Raw genomic sequence first — 380 nt, 5'->3', positions numbered from 1 at the left:
GTTCTTATCCATGTATCTCCTGTTTTCGCTGGATTATAAAAAAATAGTGATCCATTTGTAGGATCTTCCCCGTTAGCTGCTCTAATAGCAGCCTGCATATTCATATCATTTGGAGATGCTGAGTTTATACTACCAGTTGCTGCAGGTGTAAACTGATATACTCCACTGCTTTTTTCAAAGAGTACTTCTTTAACTGAATTAGGAAACAAGCTACTATTAACCCTATTCATGATAACTGCGCCAACAGCTATTTGACCTTCAAGTGGTTCTCCTCGAGCTTCAGCATATATCATTTTAGCAAGCCACTCCAATGCCTCTTGATTAATAGAAACAACTTGCTGTGGAGTTGGAGAAGGAGTGGAGCTAGTTGTATTATTTCT

1 protein-coding gene is annotated in these 380 nt (G+C 38.7%); it reads right to left on the bottom strand.

All coding sequences use genetic code 11. From position 1 onward, the window contains the following. Positions 1 to 380, bottom strand: a 380-nt coding sequence (locus AOA60_RS22165; protein WP_178075391.1) for a cell wall hydrolase, incomplete at both ends; no start/stop codon positions are given.

Origin of the sequence: Pseudomonas sp. 2822-17 (genome assembly GCF_002742485.1) — a bacterium.
GTDB classification, from domain to species: domain Bacteria; phylum Pseudomonadota; class Gammaproteobacteria; order Pseudomonadales; family Pseudomonadaceae; genus Aquipseudomonas; species Aquipseudomonas cyclaminis.
The sequence above is the reverse complement of the archived record's forward strand: the minus strand, read 5'-3'. Positions and strand labels throughout refer to the sequence as shown.